The organism is Vreelandella sp. H-I2, assembly GCF_052959335.1.
On record NZ_JBRAMC010000005.1, the window covers coordinates 137,970 to 164,211 of the forward strand.

Genomic DNA, 26,242 nt, shown 5'->3' on the forward strand with positions numbered 1-26,242 from the left:
GGGGAAGTTAAGCACTTCCGTTAAATTCCCCACGTCATGGTATGTTCCAGGTCATCATGCAAATTGTGAGTATCCAAGAAGCTATCTGCCCCGCCCAGCATAATGCCAGACGGGACCTTGGCGGCAATTAATAGCCAAGTGCCTCCATCACCCTAGCAGTGTCTTTTTCATGCTGTAGCATGACTTCGTGAAGTGCCTCTGCATCTAGGGGCTGCACGCCGAAGCCGGATTTTTCCATTGCTTCCCGAAACGCTGAGGAGTGGGCAGCAGCTAGCACCGCCTCTTGTAGTACTTCAACTCGATCCTCTGGAATACCTGCCGGGCCGCCCAACGCGCGCCAGGTACCGCCATCCACAGGTTCTCCAGTTAGCGTTTCGGCGAGCGGCACATTCTCAAAGCCGGGAACAGGTTGGGTACTCAATACGGTAAGCGGACGTACTTGTCCAGCCTCAGTCATAGCTGCAGCTTCAGGCAGGGAGGCCGTTTGGAAGTCAACCCCACCGCTGGCGAGTTCGGATAGCCCGCTCGCAGCGCCCTTGCCTGGGATCCAGCGTATCTTAGAGACATCGACACCGAGGTCGAGCAACATACCGGCTACAGGGATGTCCCAGACGCTTCCGCAGGCACCCGAGCAATGGATAGTATATTCTCCAGGCGCTTCCTTAAGAGCATCAACTGCCTCTTGAGCCGTTTTGAAGCGAGAATCTGCACCAGTCAGTAGTGCAGAGCTATCGCCGTTAAAGTTGGCGATCGGGGTAAAATCAGAGGCGGTGAAATCTCCCTGTCCGGTATAGTGGTATCCCGCATAAGGAAACAGAAGGCCGAGCGTGTAACCATCGGCTTCAGCATTTCGAATTGAGGTTAAGCCAACTACGCCTCCACCCTGACCTTGATTAATAATGGTAATCGTCTCGCCAAGTTCATCCTCTATCTCCTTAGCCAGTAGACGGGTCGTGGCATCGCCACCACCGCCTGCACCGGCAGGTACGATGATGGTGATAGGTCTGTCGGGAAATTCCGCCAAGGCCGTGCATGGTAGAGCTGCGATAGCCAACGTTGCTATTAGATTTTTTTTCACAGGTCTTACCTCTCTTTATGATGACAATTGTCGTTGTAATTAGCAGTCCCTGAAGCAGGGGCTGATGGCGTGCTCATCTCGTCAGTCCGCAAGTTCCTTATGTAGCGCGGTCATCCAAATACTAACGGCCATAGCGCCGCCGTCGACGGTGCCAACCGCCCGCTCACCAAGGTATGCGGCGCGTCCAAATTTTGGTTGCATCGTTTTTGTAGCGTGAGCCCCAGCATCGGCAGCACTTGAGGCATTCTCTAGGGCCTTTCGCAGCGAAGCCCCTGCTTCAATGGTCTCCTGAAAGGCCTGGGCAGCAGTTTCAAGGGCATCAACCATGGTGCGATCACCTACTTTAGCGCCGCCTATTTTCTGCACTGAGTCGCTGGCCGCTCTAAAGGCAACTGCCCATTCCTCGGCATTAGGCGTCCCAGGCGTAAGCGTATTAGATGCGCGCATCAGGCCTGCGGCATAGAAAGGGCCGGAACTACCTGCTATAGCACGTCGCAAGGCCTGAGCCATGCAGGAAAGCAACGTTTTGGGATCGGCGTAAGCCTCGTTGGGCAGGTTGCGCAGTGCCTGCGCCCCCCTTTGCATGCTGGCACCTAAGTCACCGTCTCCGCCGGCCGCGTCGAGTGCTGTAAGCTCATGCTCTTGGGCGTCGAGTTCATATGAAATCCTCTCGACTATCGCTTGCATTAGCTCGGCATGCGGGCTTGGCTCATAATCTCTTTCTTCGCTTATCGGTTTTGGGGGATCAATCACATAGCGATGCGCTGGTAGAGAAGCTGATTGGGGCCAGTATCGAGCCGATGTCTCAGCCTGCAACAGTCGCTTACGCTCTTCATCGAGAGGAATTAGCGTAAGAGAACAGCCAGGCATCTCAAGTGCAGTCATGAAATTGCCTGTCCAAACCAACTCAGGCGTGAGTCCCCGTTGTCGCAATTCTGCAAGTGCAGACCGAGCGACAATGCTTAGTTCCATCGGAGGTGTTCCACCAAGCCCATTAACCAACAGCCCGAGAGGGCGGTCGGCCCCGTCATAATTCGTTAGTATCGTATCAAGCAGTTCGCGGACAATCGAATCAGCGCTCTCAACATGAGATCGACGTAGCCCCTTCTCGCCATGAATTCCAAGTCCGAACTCGACTTCATCTTCTTCAAGCAAGAAGCCTGGTTTGCCTGCAGCGGGGACTGTGCAAGCTCCTAGCGCGATCCCCATCGATGCCAAGTCCGCCGCCGCTGCCCGTGCAAGATTTGCAACTTCGATTGCCGTTTTTCCCTCTGTGACTGCTGCCCCTGCGATCTTATGAATCAGTATCGTTCCTGCGATGCCGCGACTTTGCGATCTTGGAAGACGGTCACGAAGGGCAACATCATCAGCCACAAAAACTACTTCAGTTGGGATGTTCTCAGCACGAGCAATTTCAGCGGCGAGAGAGAAATTCAAACGATCGCCTGTATAGTTCTTAACAATGAGTACTGCGCCAGCAGGACCAGCGGAAGCACGCAGCGCAGCGAGAACAGCATCAACGCTAGGTGAGGTGAAAACATCTCCAGCGATAGCTGCGGTGAGCATACCTTGCGCAACGAAACCAGCATGAGCTGGCTCGTGCCCAGAGCCGCCGCCCGATAAAAGGGCGACGGCACGCTGTTTCGGGTCTTCAGGGATATCTGCACGCAGAATGACATTATCGTCGGATAGAATGGCGAGCTCAGGATTGCAATCGACGAGACCTTCCAATAGGTCCCTGACAACGCGGCGAGGATCATTAATTAGCTTCTTCATAAGACCTTCCTTATTAGTTCATCTTCCGCTTTACGGAACAACAAATATAAACAGATTGCAAGATCCTATATGCGGAACTATAGCCTCATGTGCTTTGACGTCAAACCCAAATTGGGAAAATAGATCGGACAAACCATTATTTTTCCGTACAATTGCAGTCACAGGCGACCGTCACCGCTAACAAGGGGATCACCATGAATGAGGGCAGGGGGGCATCATTAGGCCAAGCTCCGAGAAGCGAGATTCGGGATAGTGGCGCCAAATCCTTTTATAAGATGGCGAGAGTGCTCGATTGCTTCACGCGCTCACGCAAGCATTTATCGGTTTCCGATATCATGGATCTGACAGGCCTGCCGCGCACGACGATCCATCGTATCGTTGCATCTCTACGTGAGATTGGGATGATCGATCAAGACAATCGGCGAGGCGACTACCGGCTTGGTCTGAAAATGTTTTATTACGGCAGTGCGGTGATGGCTAACCTCGACCTCAACCGTCATGCTCATCCTCATGTGCTTCAGCTGCACCAGATCACTGGGGAAATTGTGCATCTTCATATGTTTGATGGGAGTCAGATGGTTTGCATTGAGCGAGAGGAAATGGGAGCTGAACGTAATACTACGCTGACAACGATCGAGGCTGCGCCGATCCATACCACAAGTGTGGGCAAAGCATTCCTGGCGTTTCAGGAAGAAGAGTTAATCGATCGAATTATCACTGAAGAGGGGCTTGAAAAGCGCACCGAGAACACACTTTCGACAATTGATGAGTTAAAAGCCGACCTGGCGCGTATCGTGACCCGCGGCTACGCGCGGGATGATGAAGAAAATGAGATTGGTGTTCGATGCGTGGGCGCGCCCATCCGTGACTCGCGCGGGCGGGTTTTTGCCTCAATAAGCGTGTCGGGGCCGGCTGAACGTCTTCCGGAAAGCCGCCAAGACGCCCTGGCCCCAGCTGTTATCGAAACGGCTGCCCGAATTACTCAGAAATTACAGGCCTAAGGCCAAGCTGGCTATGTTATGTGGCTATGTATTGTTCTCTAACATCGGCAAGGGAGAGTCTCCTTCGCTCGACCTAGAGGAAGCATGCTGGATAGACTGCCCGCATCTCATCCAGCCCCTTGCTTTAGTAACCGAACCTACCTTGATGTTTTTCAGGCGGTGAGCCTCTTGGTTGTATCTTCAGAAATAAATCTAAGTGTATTTTCTTCTTAAGTAAATGCCCCCCCAGTTGCCTTTCTGTCTTTTAAAAACGACTTAATTAGTGAAGTTCTCGGACATAGCTGATAGGTGGAAACTTAATAGAGTTGGCTCATTTATGTCTACATAATCCGCAATTCGGATTGACAAGTAGATTGAAAGTGTTAGCGTTCCACAGTAGAAGAATAAAAAGCATGCCGTTTCAGCGTGCCTAGCGGAGGGGCGATAACCCTCTTTCTATTCCATCCGGACTATTTCATCCGAACTATTCCACCCGAATTAGAGGAAGAGAGCTAACCATGCGCATACACAACGTGGCCATGGGCCCCATCATCGCATTCTGTGGGATCGGGATATGCCTATGGTCCTTTACTTTGCCTTCGCCAAGTCATCTCCAGTTTGGTCCTGCGACTTTTCCTATGCTAATGGGGGCAGGTTTAGCATTTTCAGGGCTCGCTGTAGGGGTTAACGGCTGGGTTCATCGAGCCGATGGGCCTATATTCCGTATGCCAGAATGGGCTTCGCAGCGTGGTCCGGTTACCCGCTTTATCGCCATTTTGCTGGCTATTCTCATCTACCGCCTCATTTCCCCCATACTCGGCTTCTTCCTAACCGCTTTTGGGCTGTTATTCGTCTTGATGGCTATTAATGGCATACGGCCTCAGAGGGCTGCAGTGGCTGCTCTGATCTTGTCTACGCTCATCAATATTGTATTCGCTTCCCTGCTTCATGTTCCCCTGCCATGGGGACCATTCAGCTCAATATCGGGCTATTTGATATGGTAGATTTCAATATTATTTTTTCACAGCTATTTGACGGCCATTTACTTACCGTCATTTTCGCCTCCGCCGCCTATGGTCTACTGATCGGTGCTATCCCAGGGTTAACCGCACTGCTTGCGAGTGCGCTGCTTGTGCCATTCATTATTTTCATGGAGCCACTTCCAGCGGTTGCCTCCATAATTACGGCCTCAGCCATGGCTATTTTTGCAGGTGATATTCCTGGCGCATTGCTACGTATGCCGGGTACTCCAGCCTCGGCCGCCTATACAGATGATGCACATGGCATGGTAAAACGGGGCAAGGTGGGCATTGCGCTCGGCGCAGGCTTGATCGCCTCTTCGCTAGGCGGACTTTTGAGTGCAACTATCCTGACGCTAGCTGCGCCGTCACTTGCTCGGATCGCGCTTGCTTTCAGTTCGGTAGAGTACTTTTGGCTTGGGGTACTTGGCTTGAGCTGCGCCACTTTTGTAGCCGGAAACTCTCTGGCTAAAGGATTGGTTTCTTTATTTTTAGGTCTTTCGTTAGCCACTGTCGGTATGGACCCGATCACAGGGATCCCGCGCTTTACTTTAGGCTCGCCCAACCTACTTAGCGGTTTCGGGCTTATTCCGGTTTTAATTGGGCTTTTCGCTATCTCTGAACTGCTGCGTGGGTCGGCGCATCCTATGAACCGGCCAAGCTCGCCACAGGCCAGTGGGCCAATTTTCGTGCCAAGCTTAGTGAGCCTTTGGCACCATAAACTTGGCGTCGCACGGGGAGGGGTGATCGGGACGCTGGTCGGAGCATTGCCTGGGGCAGGGTCGGATATTGCCGCCTGGGTATCCTACGCAGTGGCGCGGCGAGGCACTCGCGCTGGTCAGCGTGAAGACGACATAGGCGCGACGGAGCGGCTTATGTCCGCCAGCGCTGCTAATAATGCAAGCCTCGGCGGAGCGTATATCCCTGCAACCGTTTTCGGCATTCCAGGGGATGCAATAACAGCCATAGTGATTTCCGTGATGTTTATTAAGGGAATCAATCCCGGTCCGACCCTGTTTTTAAATAACCCCGACGTGATATACACGATCTTCGCGATATTTTTCCTTGCCAACTTGGTGATGATTCCACTTGGCATTCTTTGTATGCGCGGGTTTGGCCTGGTCTTGAAGCTACCCCAGGCAGCCATCTCTCCAATAGTGCTGCTTTTCTGTATCCTCGGCGCTTTCTCGGTAGAAAACACTCTCTTTTCAATTGGGATAGTCGCTATCTTTGGCCTGCTTGGTTACTTGATGGAGGAAAATGGTTTTCCGTTGGCCCCTACTATCCTAGGGCTAATTCTCGGCCCAATGATAGAGGAAACCTTCATGGTTACCCTTTTAAAAAGTCAGGGTGAGCTTTCCATATTCTTCGAGCGGCAGGTAGGGGCTGTCTTGGGCGTGGTCACTATCTTGGCATGGCTGCTGGCGATTGGCCTTCAGTTACGTGCTCAAAAGGCAACAAAGCGATAGAGGTACTGGTGTTGGTTCCACAATATGGAATAAAAAATAAAAATCTTTCTTTATTTCCATTATTTTGTTGATATTCCACATTTAGGGATATAGCCTCCATATTGAAGTTCAGTTTCAATAAGTGGAGATAACAATGAAAAAATTAGCTTTAATCCCTATTTTGGCTGGTGTCCTAGGTGGTGCGTTCGCCTCGACTGTTCAGGCTAATCAGGCGGAGGAATGGCCCTCCAAGCCGGTACAAATGATTGTCATCGCCGGTGCTGGCGGTGGGTCTGACGTAACCTTTCGTTTGCTAGCGCGGGAAATGGAGGGCGAGATCAGCCAGCCTATCAGTGTGGTAAACCAAGCACAGGGTGGTGGTGTTGTCGGCATGACAACCTATGTCAACGCGAAGCCTGACGGTTACACGCTGGGCCAGCTTTCACCTTTTGCGCAGTATAAGTTGCTGGGGCAGGCGGATTTCACTTCTGACAGCTTTTCCCCGATTGCGATGGTGAATATGGATCCGGCCGCAGTGACTGTAGCCAAGGGCTCTGATTTAGCTGATCTCAACGCTATTATCCAAACCCTGAAGAGCGAACCATCCAGCCTGACAATTTCATGTGGTGGTACCTGCAATGCGAGTTGGGATATCCCTTTCGTATCATTGATGCTCGACGAAGGAGTCGATGTTACGAAGCTTAACCTGATCCCAGCCAAAGGGTCTGCTGCTGCACTCCAGGAGTTGGCGTCGGGTGGCATGGATATCGTCCTTTCTTCCTTGCCTGAGACAGATTCACTTCGTGATTCCGATATGGTCGAAAATGTCGCGGTCTTCTCAGACAGTCGGCTCGATCGCTACCCGGACGTACCTACAGTCGAGGAAGTTACTGGGCAGGAAGTAACCGGTGGAACCTGGCGTGCTGTAGGGGGGCCAGCCGGTATGGATGATGCGCTTGTATCCAAGATCGAAGATACAGTGAAGGCAGCTTTCGAATCTGATGGGTTCCAAAACAGCATGGCTGATAGTGGATTCGGTGCAGTTTGGATGGATGCAGAGCAGCTTTCCCAGTTTATACGTCAACATGAAATCCAGACCCAGCGCGTGCTGAACGAGCTTGGAAACTGAGACAGCGTATATATCAAAAAGACCAAGTAAGGAGTTTAAAGTGAAACACGAACTAAAAGGCATCATTCCACCGCTGGTCAGCCCGTTTCGCGACGATGAAACGCTTGATGAAGCAGCATTGCGTGAGAACATCAAATTCATGATGTCACGTGGGGTCCATGGGATCTGCCTAGGCGGTAGTACAGGTGAGGGCCATACTTTGTCGGTCGAGGAGCTAGCCCGTTCCATCGAAATCGCCTGCGAGGAGGTCGATGGGGCTATTCCGGTCGTTGCAGGTATTATTGCCAACAGTACGCGCGATGCCATTGCTGCGGCCAAGGCAGTCAGTGCTTTCGATGTGGCTGCGCTGCAAATCACCCCAGTGCACTATGTCTTCAAGCCGGACGACGATGCGACTTACGCACATTTTGAGCGGCTCACGAGCGAGACTGATATTCCTATCGTGATTTATAACGTAGTGCCTTGGAATTACTTATCGCCAAAGTTGCTGGTTCGTCTCATGGAAGGCTTACCCGGCATTATGGGTGTTAAGCAGAGCGCTGGCGATCTGAAACTCATGGCCGATTTGATGTTGACCGTTCCCGAGGGCCGGAAGGTGTTCACTGCCGTGGACGCGCTTCTCTATCCATCTTTCGCCATCGGCGCTCATGGCACTATTGCTGCTAACCCAGCAGCGGTTCCTGGCGTCTGTGTGTCGTTGTGGGACGCAGTCCAAGCGGGAAATCACTCACTTGCAAAAGAGATTCATGCCGCGCTGCTGCGTTTCTGGAATACAATTTACGCTGATAACCTTCCTGCAAACGTTAAATATGCCTTGGCGAAACAGGGAGTCTCCACCGGTATTCCTCGTATGCCAATGCCAGTCACTTCTCCAGCCCAGGCTGAGGCAATCGATCGAGAGCTAGCCAACGTGCTCAAGTTCGAGAATCTTAAAGTTTAAGGAAGAGCAAGTTAGCGAATTTTGCAATTGGTAATGATGAATGACCGGGCGGTAATATATGCTCGGTCATTATTTCGAAAGGGTTCCCCGTTACTGGCTCGGACAAAATAAGACCCTAAGATTTAACTCTGGAATTATGCAAACACGACCTGGGCGAACTGAAGGCAATGCTTCTTGCCTTCGCGCCTGTATTTATTCATTTCTCAATAAATTCCCTAATTTTCAACCGCTTAAAGAGACGCAGTAGCAATCATTGCGTAGCGGTCTCTCTGGTCTCAAGGCTATTGATTACCTGTCGCATGCAGGGCGAAGCAATGCCGGGGGTGCAACCTCGTTACCACGCGCTACAACTTACTTAAGGTCTCTAGCGGTACTTCCAGGTTCTGCGGACGGTTGAGTACATTAAGTAAAACAATGGCGCGCTCTTCACCCTTACAATGGGCGAAGATGGCTTCTAGGTCTTTGAAGGGGCCAGCGGTAATGGTGACTTTCTCACCGGCGCTGAAATAGGTATGGATTTCATCTTGCTTGTGCGGTTGGGCACGCAGGGTATCGATTAAAGCGTCGGGTGTCGCGACGGGTCGATTACCAAATGTAAGCAGCCGAAGCACACCCCGGGTGGAGCGAATCGGCCGCCAGTTACTGACGACTTGATCTAAACGGATAAATAGATAGTAAGGAAATAACGGCTCGTTCACGGTCACGAGCTTGCCTTGACGCTTTCGCTTGATGTTTAAGACAGGATGGAACACCTCGTATCCTTGGTTGGTGAGGTGCTCAGCGGCGCGGAATGATTCCCCACCTTTACATTGAATCACGTACCAAGAAGGCATTGCGCCTTCTAAGTCGTTGAAAGACTCCATCCGCTCATCCTTGGGTTTAACGAGTACTAGCTATATAGACCATAATGATTAGATTACGGTAGCAGCGTGGCTAATGCATGTAACGTTTGGTCAATATGTGTTTTGGTGTGCTCACACGAGAGGAAGAAGCGCAGCCGCGCGCTTTTTTCGGGTACTGCGGGGTACAGAATCGGTTGTACGTTGATCTGCTGTTCTAATAGCCCATGGGAGAGCCGGGCAGCCGCCGCGGAGCTGCCGATAATGATTGGCACGACCGCTGCACCGATGCTTTTGCCGGTATCTAACCCGCGGGCAGTGGCCTGTTCGAGGAAGTAGCGCGAAATAGCATGCAGGCGTTGTGCCCGTTCGGGCTCTTGCTGCATCAATTGCAGCGCGGCCAGCGACGGGGCGGCGACTTGCGCGGGCATGCCTACGCTGTAGAGGAACCCAGGGGCGAGGTAGCGCAACGTTTCCACCAAAGGCTTGCTGCCTGCGATATAGCCGCCACAGCCCGCCATGGCTTTACTCATGGTGCCCATCCAGATATCTACATTGCGCGGGTCGATATCGAAGTGTTCGCGTAACCCCAGGCCGGTTTCGCCCATCACCCCAAACGAATGAGCTTCATCGACCATTAGCCATGCTTGGTAACGCTGCTTCAGCTCGATAAAACGGGGCAGTTCAGGGATGTCACCATCCATGCTATAGAGGCCTTCAATCACCACTAGCACCCGTTCGAACTGATGCCGGTGGCGGGCCAAAAGGGCTTCCAACGCTGCGGGGTCGTTATGACCAAATGACATGCGTTTGGCGCCGGAAAGCTGTGCGCCGACTAACGAGCTGTTGTGGATATACTCGTCATGGAGCACTAAGTCTTTAGGGCCGAGCAGATAACCCAGCGTGGAAACGTTAGTGGCGTGACCGCTAACAAACGCGACGGCATCTTCAACGTCGTACGCTTTGGCCAGTGCCTGCTCCAGTTCCTGATGGATGGGTCGTTCGCCGGAAACCACTCGACTGGCAGAGACCGACGTGCCATACCTGGCCACGGCATCACAAGCGGCTTGATTGATGCGCGGGTCGCCGGAGAAACCGAGATAGTTATAGCTGGCAAAATTGATACAGGTTTGCCCGTTAATCACGCTGGTCGCGCCGGCGGTGCCTTCGTGCACCTTAAAAAACGGGTCGACCAAACCTAGCTGATCGGCGGCTTGACGCATCATGGCAATTTGCTGATAGCCGGGCTGGGCATCAAAACGTGTGAAGCGTTCAGGCACCGTGCGCTGTTCCATCCCTTGCCCGTTAGATGACGAGGCGGTAGTGCTGGCAGCACGCGGCGAGGTTCGCTTGCGTGCTTTTTCCAGAAGCTGCTGTTTTAGTTCAGAGCGCTTAGCGGTCATGGTGTCTCGGTCGCGGGTGATGAGGAAGCGGAAGCAGGTTCAGTGGTGAACCCTTCAGACCCGTGTTGTGCGGCCAGTGAGGCTAACGCATCTTGTGGCGCTTCTTCAACATCGTCGTGTTGATGCATTTTCTGAATCAAGACGCCTGCCAGTTTGTCCAGCGTGGAGGCTTCGCTGAGCACCATCACGGAAACCTGAACACCCAGGCGGTTCTCAATAGCAGTCATCAACTCTACGCCCATCAGCGAATCAAAGCCCATGTCGTAGACCGAGCGGTGAATATCGAGCTTCTCTTCATCGATCAGCAGGATGCTGGCCAGTTCGGCGCGCAGCAAGTCGGTGACTGTGCTGTGCAGTTCCTCAGGAGAGAGGTCCGCCAGCAGGGCGCTGATATCGTCATCGGCATCTACGCTGCTGTCGTCGTCGCTGGCGCGGGCAATTTCGTTAAATCGCGGCGCTTCAGCAGTGGGCAAGAAGCGAGCAAGGGCACCCCACTCCAATTCCAGCACGCCCAGGCTTGGCCCAGGAGACAGCAGCATTTGTTCGAGTACGTTCAGTGCGTCATCCGAGCGCAGCGCCGAACCGCCCAGGCGTTCTTGCAGCGCATCGCGGGTGCGGGTATTGCGTGCCAGGAAGCCGACGTCTTCAATCGCGCCCCAGCGTACGCAGGTCGCTGGTAATCCCGCGGCGCGGCGGTTAGCGGCAAACGCTTCCAGCCAGTGGTTCGCGGCCACGTAGTTAGCCTGGCCAGGGTTGCCAAACAGCGTGGTGGCGGAGGAGTAGAGCACGAAGAAATCCAGCGCTGCCTCCCGGGTGAGTGCATCAAGATGACGGGCACCGTCAATCTTGGGTGCCAGTACTTTCTGAATACGCTCGGCGCTCAAATTGCGGATCAGACTGTCGTCAATCACAGTAGCGGCATGAACAATGCCACGCAGCGGGTTGAGTTCAGTTTCGATGCGCTCAAATACGTTAGCCAGCGCATCGCGATCGGTAATATCACAGGCAACTGCCAATACCGTCACGCCTTGCTGTTCCAAGCCTGCAATGGCTGCTTGAGCCTCTTCACTGGCAGGGCCGCTGCGGCTAAGCAGAACCAACTGACGTGCGCCTTTGCTTACCAGCCATTGAGCGGTTTTGAGGCCAAAACCACCCAGACCGCCGGTCACCAAGTAGCTGGCCTGGTCGGACAGATGCATCGACCCATTACCCAACTGTTCGTTTTTGGGCGGGGCGATGGGCTGTTCATAGGTCACTACCACTTTGCCGATCTGTCGCGCCTGCTGCATATAGCGGAAGGCATCAATTACCTGGCTGTGGCTGAATGACGTAAACGGCAGTGGGCTTAAGGTGCCGTGATTAAACAGCGCCATCATTTCGCCAAACAGGCGTTGAGTCAGCGCCGGTTGTACTTTCATCAATTGGTCGGAGTCGATGCCGAAGTAACTTAGGTTGTTACGGAACGGACGCAGGCCAATATGGGTGTTTTCGTAGAAGTCGCGCTTACCCAGCTCCAGGAAGCGGCCGAACGGACGCAGTGCGCGCAGGTTCTGATTGATCGCTTCCCCGGCCAGCGAGTTGAGCACCACATCAACGCCTTCGCCTTGGGTGTCTTCGAGGATCTCTTCCGCGAAGGTGAGCGAACGTGAATCGTAAAGCCGCTCGATACCCATCAGACGCAGGAAGTCGCGCTTCTCTTCGGAGCCGACCGTGGCGTAAATTTCTGCCCCCAACCATTGGGCAATTTGCAGCGCGGCGATACCCACGCCGCCTGCGGCGCCGTGAATCAGGACTTTCTCGCCAGGCTCTACCCGCGCCAAGTGTTTAAGCGCGTAGTAGACCGTAAAGAAGGTCGTTGGGATCGTTGCGGCAGCAGCAAAACTAATGCCTTCCGGAAGCGGTGCGACGGCATGCTGGCTGGCGATAACGTTATCGCTGAAGCTGGCGGGACCGAAGCCGACCACGGCTTGCCCAGGCGTTAGGTGAGTGACGTTGCTACCCACGGTTTCGACCACGCCCGAAAATTCCAGGCCCAGCGTGGGCCCGGCGAAGCCGTTCTCAATGGCTTCATCGGAGAGCAGGCCCAGGGTGTACATCACATCGCGGAAGTTTAGCCCCGTGGCTTTAACGCGAATTTCCACCTCATCGGCACTGGCTTCTGGTAGTGGGCGTGGGCGCCAGGTTAGCTGGCGCAACTGGCCGGGCATGGCAAAGCCGAGTGTCATCGCTTGACGCGGCTGTGCTGTTTGTTCTGCTGCTGCGGGGTGCGGCGCAGGCAGCGTGCGCAGCCGGGTGGCAAAACGGTGGCCCTGGTTATCTATCAGCGCTTCGTTTTCACCGTCCGGTTGAGTAAGTAGCGTCGCCCAGGCGTTTAGCGCAGTTTCGCTGATAGCTGACGGTACATCCAGCAGGTAGACATTATGGCCCACGGCTTCATTGGCGAGCGAGCGACCAAAGCCCCATAGGGCGGCATCGCCTGGTACTTCACCTCGTGCTTCACCTCGTGCATCGGAGACGCCGGTAGCGGCTGTTGACTGCCAGAGCGCGCTGAGGCCGTGGGTCACTAACCACAAAGAAGCTGTGATCGACTGCTGCTCTAGTGCCAGCGTCCACTGCAGAGCGTGATTACAGCGCGTGGTTTGCGCTTCCGTGCTATTCGCGCCCAAGCCACGCAGGTCAATCACATTGAGCGTTAACTCGGCCTGGTTTTTCAGTTGCGGTTGACCCAGCGCTGGCTGGGTCAGGGCGTGAGCTAGCAAATCAGCGGGCGCGCCTTGGTTAACGCTGAGCTGAGCAAAAGCGCCGAGTGCTTGCAGTGCTTCGACCAGGTTGATGGCGAGGGTTTCGCTGTTGTTATCTGCCACCACCAGGTGGCATCGCTGTGGTGCATTTGCTGCGCTGGTAGCCGTATCTGTTGCTGTTATATCCAGCGGATAGTGGGCATGGAGCAGGTAGGCGCCGCTGTCATTCTCTTCGAGCGCCATCGGGGCGGATACCACAAAGCCTTGGTCGTTCAGCCAGCCGATAACGGTGTCTTGCTCCAGTGCCGTTTGATCGATACCTGGCGTGGCCAGCAAGTCATCAAGCCAGCGGCTGGGCGCTATGCCTACCAACATGACCTGGGCGCCTGGGGCCAGTTGCGCTGGCAGCGCTTCGATCAACTGACGCGTCGCAATTGGTTGGGTGATATCTACACTGACGAACGCGAGCTGCGCTTTTTCGGCGTTGGCCGGTGCCGTCAAGTCGGTATCGCCGTCTTGGCTTAAGTACTGCAAATCCATCAGCGGGAAGCGTTCTTGCAGCTGTTCGGCTTGATGGCGTGCGCTGTCGTGGGTGGTAATCACCCGGTAATGGCTGAGGTCGCGTTGCTCCGCTTGCCCGTTAGCGCTGCGCTCCAGTAGCCGCTCGCCGAGGGCGGGGGCGCTGGGACCTGCTTCGAGCAATTGAAGGCGCTGCCCCGCAGGCAGCTCCGTGAGTAGCGAATCCATCAATTGGCCTAGCTCGCCAGCCAGGGCTTGCCAGCCGCTTTCGCCTACCAGCACACGGTTCAGGCGCGCCAGATGTTCCTGGCTAATGCCCAGGGTTTCCAGGTCGCTTGAGCCGCTGCGCAGCGCCTGTTGGTGAAGGCCCAAACGGCCCACCAGATGAACGGGTGCAAAGTAGTCGGGATAATCCTGCACCAGTAGTTGCCAGATAACGTCGGGCGAATGCTGCGCTTCATCGTCATCTATATTTGGACCCTTGGTTACCAGACGTTGCTGTGCAAAGGCTTCGCTCAGAGTATCGAGCAATGGGGCGACTTCGTTAGCGTAGCGCTGTCCGGTATGTTCGCTATAGACACTGGCGATGTCGGCCAATCGAGCGAGCGCATCAGCAGGTAAAGCTAACGGCTCTGCTTGCAGCGGCGCTGGGGTCAGTTCCACATCCAGATAGCTGAATTGCTGATGATGGGCGCGATTGAGTCGAATCGCTTTAAAGCGGGTTTTGCTCAATACAGCAACAGCATTGCCAGCGGCGTCATACAACTCAAAATCAGCGGTGAAGGAGTGCGGCGCGCGTTTGCCCATCACGGCGCGGGCGACGACCGGCGCGCCTGCCTGGGTGTTTACTTGAATACGTCCCACGCGTACCGGTACAAATGCCAACTGTGCGGCAAACTCGCTATGCTGTGCCAATAGCGGGATAAACATTTGGAAAGCGCTATCCAGAATGCCGGGGTGCACGTGTAGCGTGGCTAGCTGCGTTTTTACTTCATTAGACAGGGCGATTTCGCCAATCACCGCATCGCCTTCAATCCAACCCTTGGAAATCGCCTGGAAGGCGGGGCCGTAATGCAGGCCAATACGCTCGGCCATCTGCAGATGTTCTTCCAACGTGTAGTCCGGGGCACGCGTGGGCAGCGTAGGGGCTTTACGGTTGAGCAAGAACCCACGGCTTTCCCGCATGGTACGGGCCACGGCATTCAGTTGCCATTCGCTGGTGGTGGAGGGCTCGCGGGAGTGAATCTCCAGGCGGCCGTCTTCCGCCAGGTAGTGCAGCCGCATAGTGCGGCCATGGGGACCGTCCAGCAGCAGCGGGGCACGAATTTCCAGTTCTTCGATATCCAGCAGTGGTGTGTCTTTTAGCTGCAGCGCTGCCGCCAGCGTTAGCTCCACAAAGCCAGCGCCGGGGAAAACGGCGCCTTCACCAACCACATGGTCCGCCAGCCAGGGCTGTCGTTGAGTATCCAGCTGGCTTTCCCAGGTATGGTTATGTTGGGCAAGCGGATACCCCAGCAACGGATGCTGGTAGTAGCGTGAAAGCAGACCTTGGCTGTCGTTGGTGGTGTGCACCCAGTGGCGGCTACGCTGCCAGGCATAGCGCGGTAACGGCACACGCTGCCCTACCACTGGCAAATGGCGGCTAGAAAGGGGCAGGCCGCTTAGCAGCAATTGACTAAGGCAGCGCTGCAAGCCTTCAAGACCGGGTTTGTGGCGTTCAATAGTGCCGAATACCAGACCAGCATGCTCCAACTGGCGGAGCGATTCATTGAGGTAGCGACGTAAAATGGGATGCGCGCCAATCTCGATAAAGACGTTGTTGCCTTGCTCAATGAGTGCACACGCAGCGGCGTCGAACAGCACCGGTTCACGAATGTTTTTCCACCAGTAGGTGGCGTCCAGCTCAGCACCGTCAATAGATCCGCCCGTCACCGTGGAGTAGAAGGGAACCTGGGTGGCTCGAGGGGTAATATCGGCCAGTGCGTTAATGACGCCCGCTTCAATGCTGTCCATCGCGGGGCTGTGGAAGGCGTAATCCAGCGGCAGGCGCTTGGCAAAGATATCCTGCTCGCCCAGGGCGGTTTCCAGAGCGCTTAGCTGTCGGCTATCGCCCGCCAGGGTAATACCTTTCGGGCTGTTAATGCCGGCCAGACACACCTGATCGAACTGGGGCTTTTCGAGCCATTCGGTGATATCAGCGGCGCTCATGGCCACCGCGGTCATTTCGCCCTGGCCGCGGGTTTTACCTTGGTAGTCGCTGCGGTAGTAGATCACTTTCACCGCATCTTCCAGGCTTAAAGCACCACTGGCCCAGGCGGCGGCCACTTCGCCCACGCTATGGCCGAATACCGCAGTGGGCGTAATGCCTTGTGCACGCAGCCACTCTGTGAGCGCCACTTGCAGTGCAAACAGCGCTGGTTGGGCGATTTCGGTCAGTCCAAAACGGTTTTCACCGCTTTCTCCTTCACCATTTTTGCCTTCCAGCTCGGCACGCAGCGAGAAGTCACCGTGCTGCTGGAAAAGGGCGTCTACGCGGTCAACGGCATCAGCGAAAACGGTTGAATCACTGAGCAGGTCGCGGCCCATGGTTTCCCATTGACAACCATTGCCATCGTAAACAAACACCGGTCCTGTGGCGTTGGGCAAACGCTCGAGTGTGGTGACGTTTTTCGTTTCACCAGCGGCAAATTCGCTGAGCAGCGTAACGGCTTCTTCAGTCGTTTGGGCAAACAGCAGGGCGCCATGGCTATGCCGTTCACGGTGACTGAACAGTGTGTAAGCGATGTCATAAAGGCTGGCATCACTGTTATCACGCAAATAGGTGGCAAGCGATTCGGCGCTTTGGGTGAGCGCGGCTTCGCTGCGGGCGCTTAGGCGAATCGGTAGCGGTGAGTCTGACGCCTGCGTTTCGAGTTTCGCCCGTTCGGGAGGGCTTTCCAAAATAACGTGGGCGTTGGCCCCGCCAAAACCAAAAGAGTTAATGCCGATGACCAGACGACCCTCTTTTTTCAAAGGTTGACCTTTGGTAACTACCGACAAGTTCCACTCATCGAACTTGATGCGCGGGTTAAGCTTGCGAATGCCAATGGTCGCTGGGACTTCTCGGTGTTGAATGCTATAGAGCGCCTTGGCAAGCCCTGCCACGCCTGAAGCGGTTTCAAGGTGGCCCAGGTTACTTTTTACCGAGCCAATCAGCAGCGGCGTTTTACGGTGCTGGCCAAGCGCTTCGCCAATCGCACGGGTCTCAATCGGGTCACCCACCGCGGTGCCGGTGCCATGGGCTTCTAGGTAGTCGATTTCATCCGGCGAGATACCCGCCTGCTGATAGGCGCGGCGCATCAGGTCAATTTGAGCGCCATGATTCGGCACTGTCAGGCCGGATTTATGGCCGTCAGTATTCACGGCAGAGCCGGCCACCACGGCAATAATATTGTCGCCGTCCGCCACTGCTTGATCGTAATCTTTAAGCAGGAAAATGCCTGCCCCTTCCGAGCGAACATAGCCATTGCCGGCTTCATCGAATACCTGGCAGCGTCCTGTCGGCGAGAGCATGCTGGCTTTGGAAAAGATGATAAAGCCATATGGGTGTAGGTGTAGGCTAATGCCGCCCGCCAGCGCCATGTTGGTTTCACCACTGCGAATCGATTGGCAGGCCTGATGAAAGGCTACCATTGAGGACGAGCAGGCGGTATCCAACGACATGCTGGGGCCGTGCAGGTCAAATACGTACGATAATCGGTTCGAGGCGATACTGGAGGTATTGCCAGTGGCAGTGGAGGCGTCAATAGCACCCATGTCGTCAGCGATGCGATAGGAGTAGTCGAGACTGGCCACGCCTAAGAACACCCCGCAGTGACTGCCGCGTAAAGTGCTGGGCAAAATACTGGCGTCTTCCATGGCTTCCCAGGCGAGCTCTAAGAGCATGCGCTGCTGCGGGTCCATGTTGGCCGCTTCGCGGGGCGAAATACCAAAAAACTCAGCGTCAAAGCCACTAATATCACCTAGGCTACCGGCGGCAAAGGTCACGCTGGTGCCGGGGTGGCGTTTATCGGGATGCAAAAAAGCGTCATGGCTCCAGCGATCGGCGGCCACTTCAGTCACTAAATCTTTTTCGGCTTGCAGGTCCTGCCAGAACGTTTCAGGGGTGGTGCCGGGGAAACGATGGGCGGCGCCGATGATGGCAACGCGTTTAGTCATTCTTGCTCCTGAGGTTCTGGTTCTGCCTTGTTCACATCGCTACTTATACCGTGTCCAAACACTTGTTTAAATAACTGGACACCAAGTTCGTCTGCGGCTAATTCGTATGGCTCGTTGGTCGTTGTCAACCTTTCGCCTGAGGTAATCCGCTGTTCGGATGACCATATCATGTAGGGAGTGCGTCCATCCGGGGGCGTAAAATGGGCATACGCCACGGGTAGAATCGGCACGTGATCTCCATACCAGCCTAGCAGCCCCGGTCGATTTGCTGTACTAAGCGACGCTTTAACGCTTGCCAACATCTTGTCGGATTCACTTAGATGGTGCAAATAGACCGTGAGGTCGCGCAAATAGCTGGGCAACGGCCAAGAGGCGCCCGGTAATGTGGCGGCTTGCATAGCCTGATTAGGTGCTTCCAAATGTAGCGGCCCGTGATTTTCCATGGTGATCACAAATACAAATAGCGGCCTATTATCGTCATCTTCAAGCAGTCGTCCAATTTTTCGTGCAACTGCTAGGTCGCTAATGTATTGGCCGCTTTTGTCACTGGGCTCGAAAGCATTGATATCTATAAAATGATCAAAGCCTAACTGGGGTATCACTTTGTGACGAAAATAGAAGCTTGCTAGGTAAGGGTGCACACAGACGGTGCGATAACCCGCGGCTTTAAGCGCACTCGACAAGCTTGGCAATGGGTGGCGCGATAACGTTCGGTAAGGGTTGAACTGCCGGACACCCCATTGGTCAGGAGTAATCCCCGTTAACACGGCACATTCGGTTCGCACGGTGTTGGCACCCCAGGCGGGCACGTTTAATTTGCCATGCGATATGGCTTTTTCACGCGTGGCGTCAAAATGGTGGAGCAGATTGGCATTCACCTCTTTGCACCAGGGGCGTGGATCGAAAAAAGATTCGCTCTGTACCAGCACCACGTTAGGCAATACCTGTTTGTCTTGATGTGTTTTCGCCACCGACGTTAAGGCATGAAAAGGGGAGTGCTCCGGGGCGGGAGCGTGGGAGCGCATTAGCGCCACGCCATAGGCCCAGAGGCTGGCGAAAAGCCCTAGCTGGTGCATGTCGTCTATAGGTTTTAGGGTGATGGCGGGTAGCCTGCGCACACTAAAGGCGAGCAACAGGGCGCCTATGGCGATAAGCCCAAAGGCGTTAATTAAAAAGTGGCTGGCGCCCTCGCTAGTAACTAGCGATCTTTCCCAGTAGAAAAACGCGCCAATAGCCACTGCCGCAGCACTGCTGGCAGCAATCGCCAAGCCTATGCCGAAAAAGGGTACATACAGGCGGGGGTGCAGAATAGCATCCCAGAAGTATTCGAAGTCGTGGCAGATAAATGGCTCGTTGAGCGTATGCGATTTGGCGTTGCTTGACTGCACCACGACCAGTTGCAGTGAGAGAAATACCATCATCGCAAACCAGGGGCGCTGTAGCAGCAACAGCAGCAACCCGAAAAACAGTAGCCATGAGGCAAGGTGTACGCCATTTGCCGCTAAGCCGCGTTGCCAAAAAGGACGCGGCCGGGGGCTAAGCAGGGCTTCAAAACCTCCACTTATCAATAGCCCAGCGAGCAGCGGCCATGCCAGCGCGCTACTCATGTGGCGTTTCTCCTGAGTGGTTAAAGCCTAGGCGCTTGATTAACCATTGAGAAATCCCTGCGGGCAGTACCGCTAGCCACCAAGTGCCGAAATTGAGTGGGAAAGGGAAGCTAATACGCGCTCGGTTAGCGGTAATGCCACGTTTGATGACGTTGGCGGCACGCTCGGGTGGCCACTCCCAGGGTTTGGGGCCGGGCATGGCGTTGCACATCGGCGAGGTCACATAGCCGGGCATGACCACTGTTACGCCAATGCCATGTGGCGCGAGCAGGCCGCGTAATCCTTCGCCATAGGCTTTCACTCCCGCTTTACTGGCACTGTAACTGGGGGTTGTGGGCAAGCCATGCCACGCGGCGAGCGAACTGATCAACACAAATTGGCCGCTGCCCCGGGCCTGCATGGCAGGCACTAAATGCTGCACCATGGCGATAGGCGTTTTCAGGTTGAGATCCAGCAGCGCCTGCACTTCCATCCAGGATTCTAGTGTATTAGGTCCTTGGGGGTGGGTATTCTTGCCCGCGTTGGCAATGACGATGTCAGGTACTTGCTGGACGCAGAGTTCGACTAACCAACGTTGCAGGGCGTCGTCATCGGTTAGATTGATGGTCGAGAGCGTGACGTGAGCGCCTTGCTGACGGCAAGCTTCAGCAAGTGCTTCTAACTTAGCCTGCTGTCGCCCATGCAATACCAAATGCGAGTCGGGAGCCGCATAGGCGTGTGCTAAAGCGCCACCAATCGCACCGGTGGCACCGGTAATCAGTACGCAGCGCGAGCGTTGAGATTGGTTCACAGTCGTTGTCACAGTACCCGTCACAGTAACTTCTCCAGCGGCGATGGGCAGGCTTCCAGTATACGGGCCGCGTTGTCCACAGCTAAATCGATGCTAGGCTGGCAGTAGTAGCCACCGTTGACCTGGACAGCGTGCATCACTGTTTTTTGAAAATAGCCAAATAGCTCACTACTGGGTGGCTGCGGCTGCTGCCAGAAATCTGCTAAGTCGCCTTGGTAAGTCAGCCCGTCCAGGTTGTAAATCGGGTCACTTAACGCAATGGTCGGGCAGTTTTTCTCAAGCGACACGATTCCCACGGTACTGTTAACAGTCACATTACCGTTGGCGTGTTTGATCAGAGCGTTTAAATCACCCGATTCAAGATAGACGATTCGCCCTTGCAGGCCATAACGCGCGGCAAGCTGTTTAATGACTTTCGGGTAATTGACCAACCCCATATCCAGTGGGTGATTCTTGATGCATAGCTGCGTATCGCTCGGCGCATGCTTGGCAAACGATGCCATCACATCGTTCATCACTTCCTGCATATTGGCATAAGGGGAATGGTCGCGAATTTGCGCATCACTGTTTAACTGCAGTGGCAGCATAAAATAGGGGCGACCACTCTCTATCAGCGCTTTGATACGTGCCTCATCACGTTTTTTCCAAACCGCCTTTAGCTGGGAAAACCGCTTAAGGTAGCCTGCGTATTCGACAGGGGCGGTGATCGGTGCGTGATTACGGTAATGAGGTGCGACAAGCGGGTTGGCCAGCCCTGCCAAGTGGTAGCCCACATCGTGCATCGCGCGGATTTTAAACGAGGAACGAAAGCGGACCGGCGCGGGCGGTTCGGGCAATGCTTTGCCGGTTTCATAAAACCAAGCTGGGTCGCGGGGGAGCAGCGAGTGGCCATTAACGCCTTCGCGTTCCAGGGTGATCCAGAACGGACGAAAATAGCCTTCCTCAAATACATGGGTGCGAACGCCCGCCGCGGCAGCATTATCGACCGCCGGGCGATGAATGGGACGTCGGTCACCGAACACGACCTGATCTGTGATGGCATACTGGTGCCACAGCGCTTTGATATAACCGGGTAGTTCAGCCGTAGGGCCGCGAAACAGGTGACTTACACCGTGGGTACGCTGCCAGTAGACAATATCGCCCGCATTAAAGTTGACCTTAACAACGCGGTGCCCGTCGTTGACCAACCGCTTGGCCAAGCGCTGGTAAAAGGGTGAGCAAACGCCCTGCAAAAATAAGAATGCACGCTTCTGATGCTTCAACTCAATGCCTTCCGATCAACAAGTTACGGTAACAGCGGTAAAGATGCTGTTTCCATGTAAGGGAGTTCTTTTGTGTTCTTGCCTGTTCCAACAAGCTGACGACGGTTTCAGCATTGCATAGCTGACGGGTCGTTGGGTCGACATAGCCGGGATAGAGAATTAGCGTGCCTGCAACCAGTGCATTCAATGAGAGTGCGCGCGTGCGGCGCGGGCAGCTAAGCGTATCCTGGGTTAGCCCCCAGCCCGCATAAAACGGCAGACCATAGGTAGTGACTTCACGCTGACGCAAAAGCGCCTCAAATCCGGTTAGAGAACTCATTGTATGAACCGCATCGACGCGCTCTAACAGGGTCGCAATGTCAATATTGCTGGCGTCCAGATCATACAGGCGTTTGGCATTGGTATCGAGTGCCCCAACACGTGCACCGCTCAATACATCGGGGTGGGCTTTATAAACAATAAAGGCATCCGGGTGCGCCTTGCGTACTGCGCTCAGAAGGCCACTATTGGTATTAATGTGCGGTGAGCCGGTGGCAATCGATGCATCGCTCTCCACTTGGCCGGGCACCAATATGGTGTAACGCTCTTTGGGTAGCTCGACCTCTGCCTGACCGCGCACATTGTACTTAGAGAGTTTGAGTGCCACTAGCCGTTCACGTAACTGCCGCGCACGTAGCAGGAGGTCGTCGCTAAACGTAGCGCTGCTGAGCAGAGTTTCCAAATCACTAGGCTGGCTGGGGTCGTAATAAATACCTTGTGAATCGATTACCAATGACAGCGGTTGTGTAAGGTCGACCCCCAGGCCCACCGAGCGGATAAAGCCATCTTCCATATGCCATAGTGCTGCCATGTGTTGGGCGTGCTGATGTTTAAAATCGGCATCAATCCGGCTCGACCACACTAATAGCCGTTCGTTGGTCTGCTCGTTGGCTGGCAGCTCGGCACAATATTTCACCTGCGCGGCGGGACCCAAAAAATCGCCGATAAAGCGGCGTTTCCACGATGAGAATCCACATGCCCGCCAGTTGCCTCGGTAACGTTCCTGTTGGCGTTTCTGGTCCGCGATTAAGGCAATCGTTTCTTCCAGCGTGGCGAATTGCCGGGTGTATGGGTTGGCGTAGCGGCAATAGCGTAAGTAAGCGGCGGCAAACACTTCCGTTAGCGTGCGTTTAGTGCGACGGCGGTGGCAGGGCAGTTGATCATGGGTGAGTCCCCAGCCTGCATAAAACGGAATGCCAAAACAGTGCACCTGCTTACCCGCCAAGAGCGCTTCTAAACCTAATTGGCTAGTAACGACATAAACGTGATCGACTTGGTCGAATAGCGACCAGGGGTTCACGTCTTCTCCGATGACCCGGCAGCGCGGGTGACTAGCAGCGTTAAGAAGATGGCCCTGTTTTTTGCCTGCGATCACATCAGGATGGATTTTGACCAAAATATCGCTTTCAGGGTGCGCTACTATTGCGGCATTCAGCATTTGCTGGAAACTTTCTTTTTGGGCGCCACCGTAATGAATAGACGCATCGCCCGCAGTTTGGTCGACGACAAGCACGCGCGCCCGGGCGGCATCCTGGATGGGCTGGTCGAGGGCGTGGTTATATTTGGAAAGGCGGTAGCGGGCGATCAGAGCCATACAGCGCTCTGCCTGAGCTAGCTCTTCGCCATCAAAGGTAGCCGTATTGAGCCAATTTTCTAAATCAGACGGGCGCGAGGCGTCGTAATAAATACCGGTTTCATCGACGACTAAACTATGAGGTTGAAAACCATTTACGCCTAACCCCAACGAGCGTATAAAGCCATCTTCTAACGCAATATACGTTAGCTGGTGACGCTGAGCATACCGCCTGGCGTGGGCGCTGGTGGGCTTTAATCCCCAACCAATGACGGCATCCGGTTTTTTGTTTAAGGGGCTTATGCGGTCGAAACGATCAAATTCGGGCAGCAGTGCGGGCAGGGCAGCCAGCTTGCGAATACCTGATGATGTGTAGCCTGCCGTTCGTCTCGCCATAAATAAGGCCGTCGTTAAGTAACAGGATAAAAGATAGGCGGGCGAACATACGTGAATTAGCGAGGGTAATCAATTCGTCTTTCCTTTTGTGTTAGTTTAATCGCTAACTTCGAGAAAATAACAACGATTTGGTTAACTTTGTATTTGTAAAAGCTATGTTATTTTTTTTATCTATTAGGTATCTGGATACGTTGAACTTTATAAAAAAGTTTTTAATGCCTTAAATTGAATTTACAATTTATGAGATTCATCGTTGAAAATGCTTATTACGTGCGAATGGTTGATACGTATCAACGGTTGAATGCGCCATAATATTGTTAAGTTGGCTATTGTATTGGCATTGCAGATACTGCCCTCCTAATCAAAAGCAATTGGATATTATGTATATCAAGGTCATTCAGTGCGCTTGGCTTCTCCGCTAAAACTAATGCTTATCTCCCGTTCATTAAGGAGCCGGCTGCTGCTGGGGCTCGCCGTTACGTGGTTCCTGGTCGTAACGCTGTTGCTAGGCATGTCCTGGCAACTGGGTAAAACCATGGTGCACGATACCAATATGTCGCATCTTCGGTATGAAGCTACTCTTCTGGCCGATGAGGTCACGCAACAAATAGAACTGCGTTTCCAGGCATTAGAACGTCTAAGTGAAACGATTGGCAGCACTGATGACGCGACTTGGGTTAGCTATCAATTGGAAAATAATGATGCTTTATCGGCCTGGTTCGAGGGAATTGTGGTCGCCAATCGCGAGGGGGAAATCATAGCCGACTGGCCTGCCGTCGTGGGTCGAGTAGGGCTTCAAACCGCTGAGCTTGAATACTTTCGTATGCTACGTGGTTCCCGTCGGCCTTATGTCAGTGAGCCATTTGTAGGGCGAGCGAGCGGTATGCCGATGGTATTAGTCGGTGTTCCTCGGTTCACCGAGCAAGGTGATTTTAACGGTTTGGTCGGCGGTATCGTAAGTCTTGCTTCGGGGGGGATGTTTAGCCGTTTAGCCAAGGTGCGCTTGGGCGAGAGTGGCTATGCGGCTTTTGCTACTGCGTCCGGGAAAATTTTATACCATCCCAATGGAGCGCTGGTTAACGACGCAGTGCCTTCTAAAAGTTTTAATCCCTGGCTGGACTTGGCGCTGGATGGCTGGGAAGGCGATAGCGTAGGCAGATTATTAACTGGCCAAACGGCGTTACAGTCGTATGCACAAGTGTGGCCTGCCGGTTGGGTTGTTGGCCTCTATTTGCCGATTGACCAAGCGCAATTGCCGCTGGCTGATTTTATTCGAAAACTCTGGTGGTTATGGCTGCCGCTGGCAATATTAATGCTTCCCTTGCTATGGTGGTTGTTGGGTCGTGTGCTTGCGCCTCTTAAACATTTGGAAAAACAAATTGGCGAGGTAGGCTGGGGCCACCGCGAGCATGTCAGCCTGGCGACTAATATGCAGGAGTTGCAGCAGGTGGCGTTTACTTTCAACCGAGTAGAAGAAGAGCGGCAATTGTTGCTTAGCAACCTTCAAGAGCGAGAGGCGTTTCTTGATTCTGTGCTTAATGCGGCGCCTCAAGGCATGTTTGTCGCTAATATTCGGGGCGATATTACGTATATGAACCCAGCGCTGCTGACTATGCTGGGGATTTCTGCTGACCTGCCCATGGAGGCTTGGCTGCCCCAAATCCACATTGACGATATCGCCGGTGCTCAAGATATGTGGCGGTATAGCTTGCTTACCGGTAATGATTTCGTGCGCCAGCTTCGATTCTTGCGCAGCGATGAAGAGTTGTTATGGCTGGATATCCATGCCCGCGTGGTCATGCTTTCTCAAGATGGCCATACCCTCGGTTTAGTAGGCGTTGTGAAAGATATTACCGAGCGCCGAGAGCAGGAGGCTCTACAGCGTTGGGAGGCGGAGCACGATCCCCTAACAGGTCTGCTTAATCGTCGCGGTTTCGAGCGCCGCTTAGAAGAAGCCTTTGCCGACTTCCAAAAAACCAGCACGCCTTCGGCTTTATTGTTTTTCGATTTGGATCACTTCAAGCCCATTAATGATGAAGGTGGCCACGCCTTAGGCGACGAGATGTTGCGTCGTATCGCTCAGGTAGTCGCCTGGGAGGTTCGCCGCAGCGATCACGTAGCACGCCAGGGGGGCGACGAGTTTGGCGTGCTGCTACCCAGCTGCACCTTGTCTCAAGCGACGAGGGTTGCTGAAGCTTTACGGCAAGCGGTAGGCGATATCTCCGTGACCCATGAAGGCAAGGAGTACAGGGTCACCCTCAGTATTGGCGTTACGACGTTTAATGAGAGTGACTCCAGCGTAGCCCATGTTTTAGCCCGTGCTGATGCCGGTAGTTACGAGGCCAAGGGGCTGGGCCGAGATGGGGTAGTGGTGAATATGAACCAACATCAAGTAAACGCCTCGATGCCCTTCGATGCGCTTAATTAATCCTTGGTAATCGCTTTGAGCTGTCAATCGTGCTTAGAGAGCGCTTATCAGTCGACAAAACTTGCCCAACAGTTGAAT

General features: G+C 54.1%; 15 protein-coding genes. 6 read left to right on the forward strand and 9 right to left on the reverse strand.

Annotation, left to right across the window (positions count from 1 at the left end; all coding sequences use genetic code 11):
* Positions 1 to 127 precede the first annotated feature (127 nt).
* Both ACUVOF_RS13815 and ACUVOF_RS13820 read right to left on the reverse strand, forming a co-directional pair.
* Positions 128 to 1,078 (reverse strand): Bug family tripartite tricarboxylate transporter substrate binding protein, encoded by a 951-nt coding sequence (locus ACUVOF_RS13815; RefSeq protein WP_447044920.1) that lies wholly within the window; start codon positions 1,076 to 1,078, stop codon positions 128 to 130.
* Between the two features lie 81 nt (positions 1,079 to 1,159).
* Complete coding sequence (locus ACUVOF_RS13820; RefSeq protein ID WP_447044921.1) at positions 1,160 to 2,854, reverse strand: dihydroxyacetone kinase family protein; 1,695 nt, start codon at positions 2,852 to 2,854, stop codon at positions 1,160 to 1,162.
* 284 nt (positions 2,855 to 3,138) lie between these two features.
* Between ACUVOF_RS13820 and ACUVOF_RS13825 the strand changes: the two genes are divergently transcribed.
* The 5 genes from ACUVOF_RS13825 (at position 3,139) to ACUVOF_RS13845 (ending at position 8,370) form a co-directional block, all read left to right on the forward strand.
* Positions 3,139 to 3,855: an IclR family transcriptional regulator gene (locus tag ACUVOF_RS13825; protein ID WP_447044922.1), complete on the forward strand. Its 717-nt coding sequence runs from the start codon at positions 3,139 to 3,141 to the stop codon at positions 3,853 to 3,855.
* A 518-nt stretch (positions 3,856 to 4,373) separates the two neighbouring features.
* Complete coding sequence (locus ACUVOF_RS13830; protein ID WP_447045148.1) at positions 4,374 to 4,838, forward strand: tripartite tricarboxylate transporter TctB family protein; 465 nt, start codon at positions 4,374 to 4,376, stop codon at positions 4,836 to 4,838.
* Positions 4,796 to 6,322 (forward strand): tripartite tricarboxylate transporter permease, encoded by a 1,527-nt coding sequence (locus ACUVOF_RS13835; protein WP_447044923.1) that lies wholly within the window; start codon positions 4,796 to 4,798, stop codon positions 6,320 to 6,322. The genes ACUVOF_RS13830 and ACUVOF_RS13835 overlap by 43 nt, the downstream gene beginning before the upstream one ends.
* A 133-nt stretch (positions 6,323 to 6,455) precedes the next feature.
* Complete coding sequence (locus ACUVOF_RS13840) at positions 6,456 to 7,430, forward strand: Bug family tripartite tricarboxylate transporter substrate binding protein (protein ID WP_447044924.1); 975 nt, start codon at positions 6,456 to 6,458, stop codon at positions 7,428 to 7,430.
* Between the two features lie 40 nt (positions 7,431 to 7,470).
* Entirely contained in the window at positions 7,471 to 8,370 is a 900-nt protein-coding gene (locus ACUVOF_RS13845) for a dihydrodipicolinate synthase family protein (RefSeq protein ID WP_447044925.1), read from the forward strand.
* A 344-nt stretch (positions 8,371 to 8,714) separates the two neighbouring features.
* On the opposite strand, the gene rfaH is transcribed toward ACUVOF_RS13845, so the two are convergent.
* From rfaH to ACUVOF_RS13880, 7 genes are read right to left on the reverse strand one after another with little or no spacing between them, the layout of a single operon-like run.
* Complete coding sequence (rfaH, locus tag ACUVOF_RS13850; protein ID WP_447044926.1) at positions 8,715 to 9,233, reverse strand: transcription/translation regulatory transformer protein RfaH; 519 nt, start codon at positions 9,231 to 9,233, stop codon at positions 8,715 to 8,717.
* Between the two features lie 53 nt (positions 9,234 to 9,286).
* Entirely contained in the window at positions 9,287 to 10,612 is a 1,326-nt protein-coding gene (locus tag ACUVOF_RS13855; RefSeq protein ID WP_447044927.1) for an aminotransferase class I/II-fold pyridoxal phosphate-dependent enzyme, read from the reverse strand.
* Positions 10,609 to 18,069 (reverse strand): type I polyketide synthase, encoded by a 7,461-nt coding sequence (locus ACUVOF_RS13860; protein ID WP_447044928.1) that lies wholly within the window; start codon positions 18,067 to 18,069, stop codon positions 10,609 to 10,611. Before ACUVOF_RS13860 ends, ACUVOF_RS13855 begins: the two co-directional genes overlap by 4 nt.
* Complete coding sequence (locus tag ACUVOF_RS13865) at positions 18,066 to 19,676, reverse strand: LTA synthase family protein (protein WP_447044929.1); 1,611 nt, start codon at positions 19,674 to 19,676, stop codon at positions 18,066 to 18,068. The genes ACUVOF_RS13860 and ACUVOF_RS13865 overlap by 4 nt, the downstream gene beginning before the upstream one ends.
* A complete protein-coding gene (locus tag ACUVOF_RS13870; protein ID WP_447044930.1) occupies positions 19,669 to 20,490 on the reverse strand; it encodes an SDR family NAD(P)-dependent oxidoreductase in 822 nt (273 codons plus the stop codon). The genes ACUVOF_RS13865 and ACUVOF_RS13870 overlap by 8 nt, the downstream gene beginning before the upstream one ends.
* Positions 20,487 to 21,728 (reverse strand): capsule biosynthesis protein, encoded by a 1,242-nt coding sequence (locus tag ACUVOF_RS13875; RefSeq protein WP_447044931.1) that lies wholly within the window; start codon positions 21,726 to 21,728, stop codon positions 20,487 to 20,489. The genes ACUVOF_RS13870 and ACUVOF_RS13875 overlap by 4 nt, the downstream gene beginning before the upstream one ends.
* A gap of 1 nt (position 21,729) precedes the next feature.
* Positions 21,730 to 23,736 carry a capsular polysaccharide biosynthesis protein gene (locus ACUVOF_RS13880; RefSeq protein WP_447044932.1) on the reverse strand — a complete coding sequence of 669 codons (2,007 nt, stop codon included), beginning with the start codon at positions 23,734 to 23,736 and terminating at the stop codon, positions 21,730 to 21,732.
* Positions 23,737 to 24,163: 427 nt separating this feature from the next.
* Between ACUVOF_RS13880 and ACUVOF_RS13885 the strand changes: the two genes are divergently transcribed.
* Positions 24,164 to 26,164, forward strand: coding sequence for a sensor domain-containing diguanylate cyclase (locus ACUVOF_RS13885; RefSeq protein WP_447045149.1), 2,001 nt, complete (start codon positions 24,164 to 24,166; stop codon positions 26,162 to 26,164).
* Positions 26,165 to 26,242: the final 78 nt, after the last annotated feature.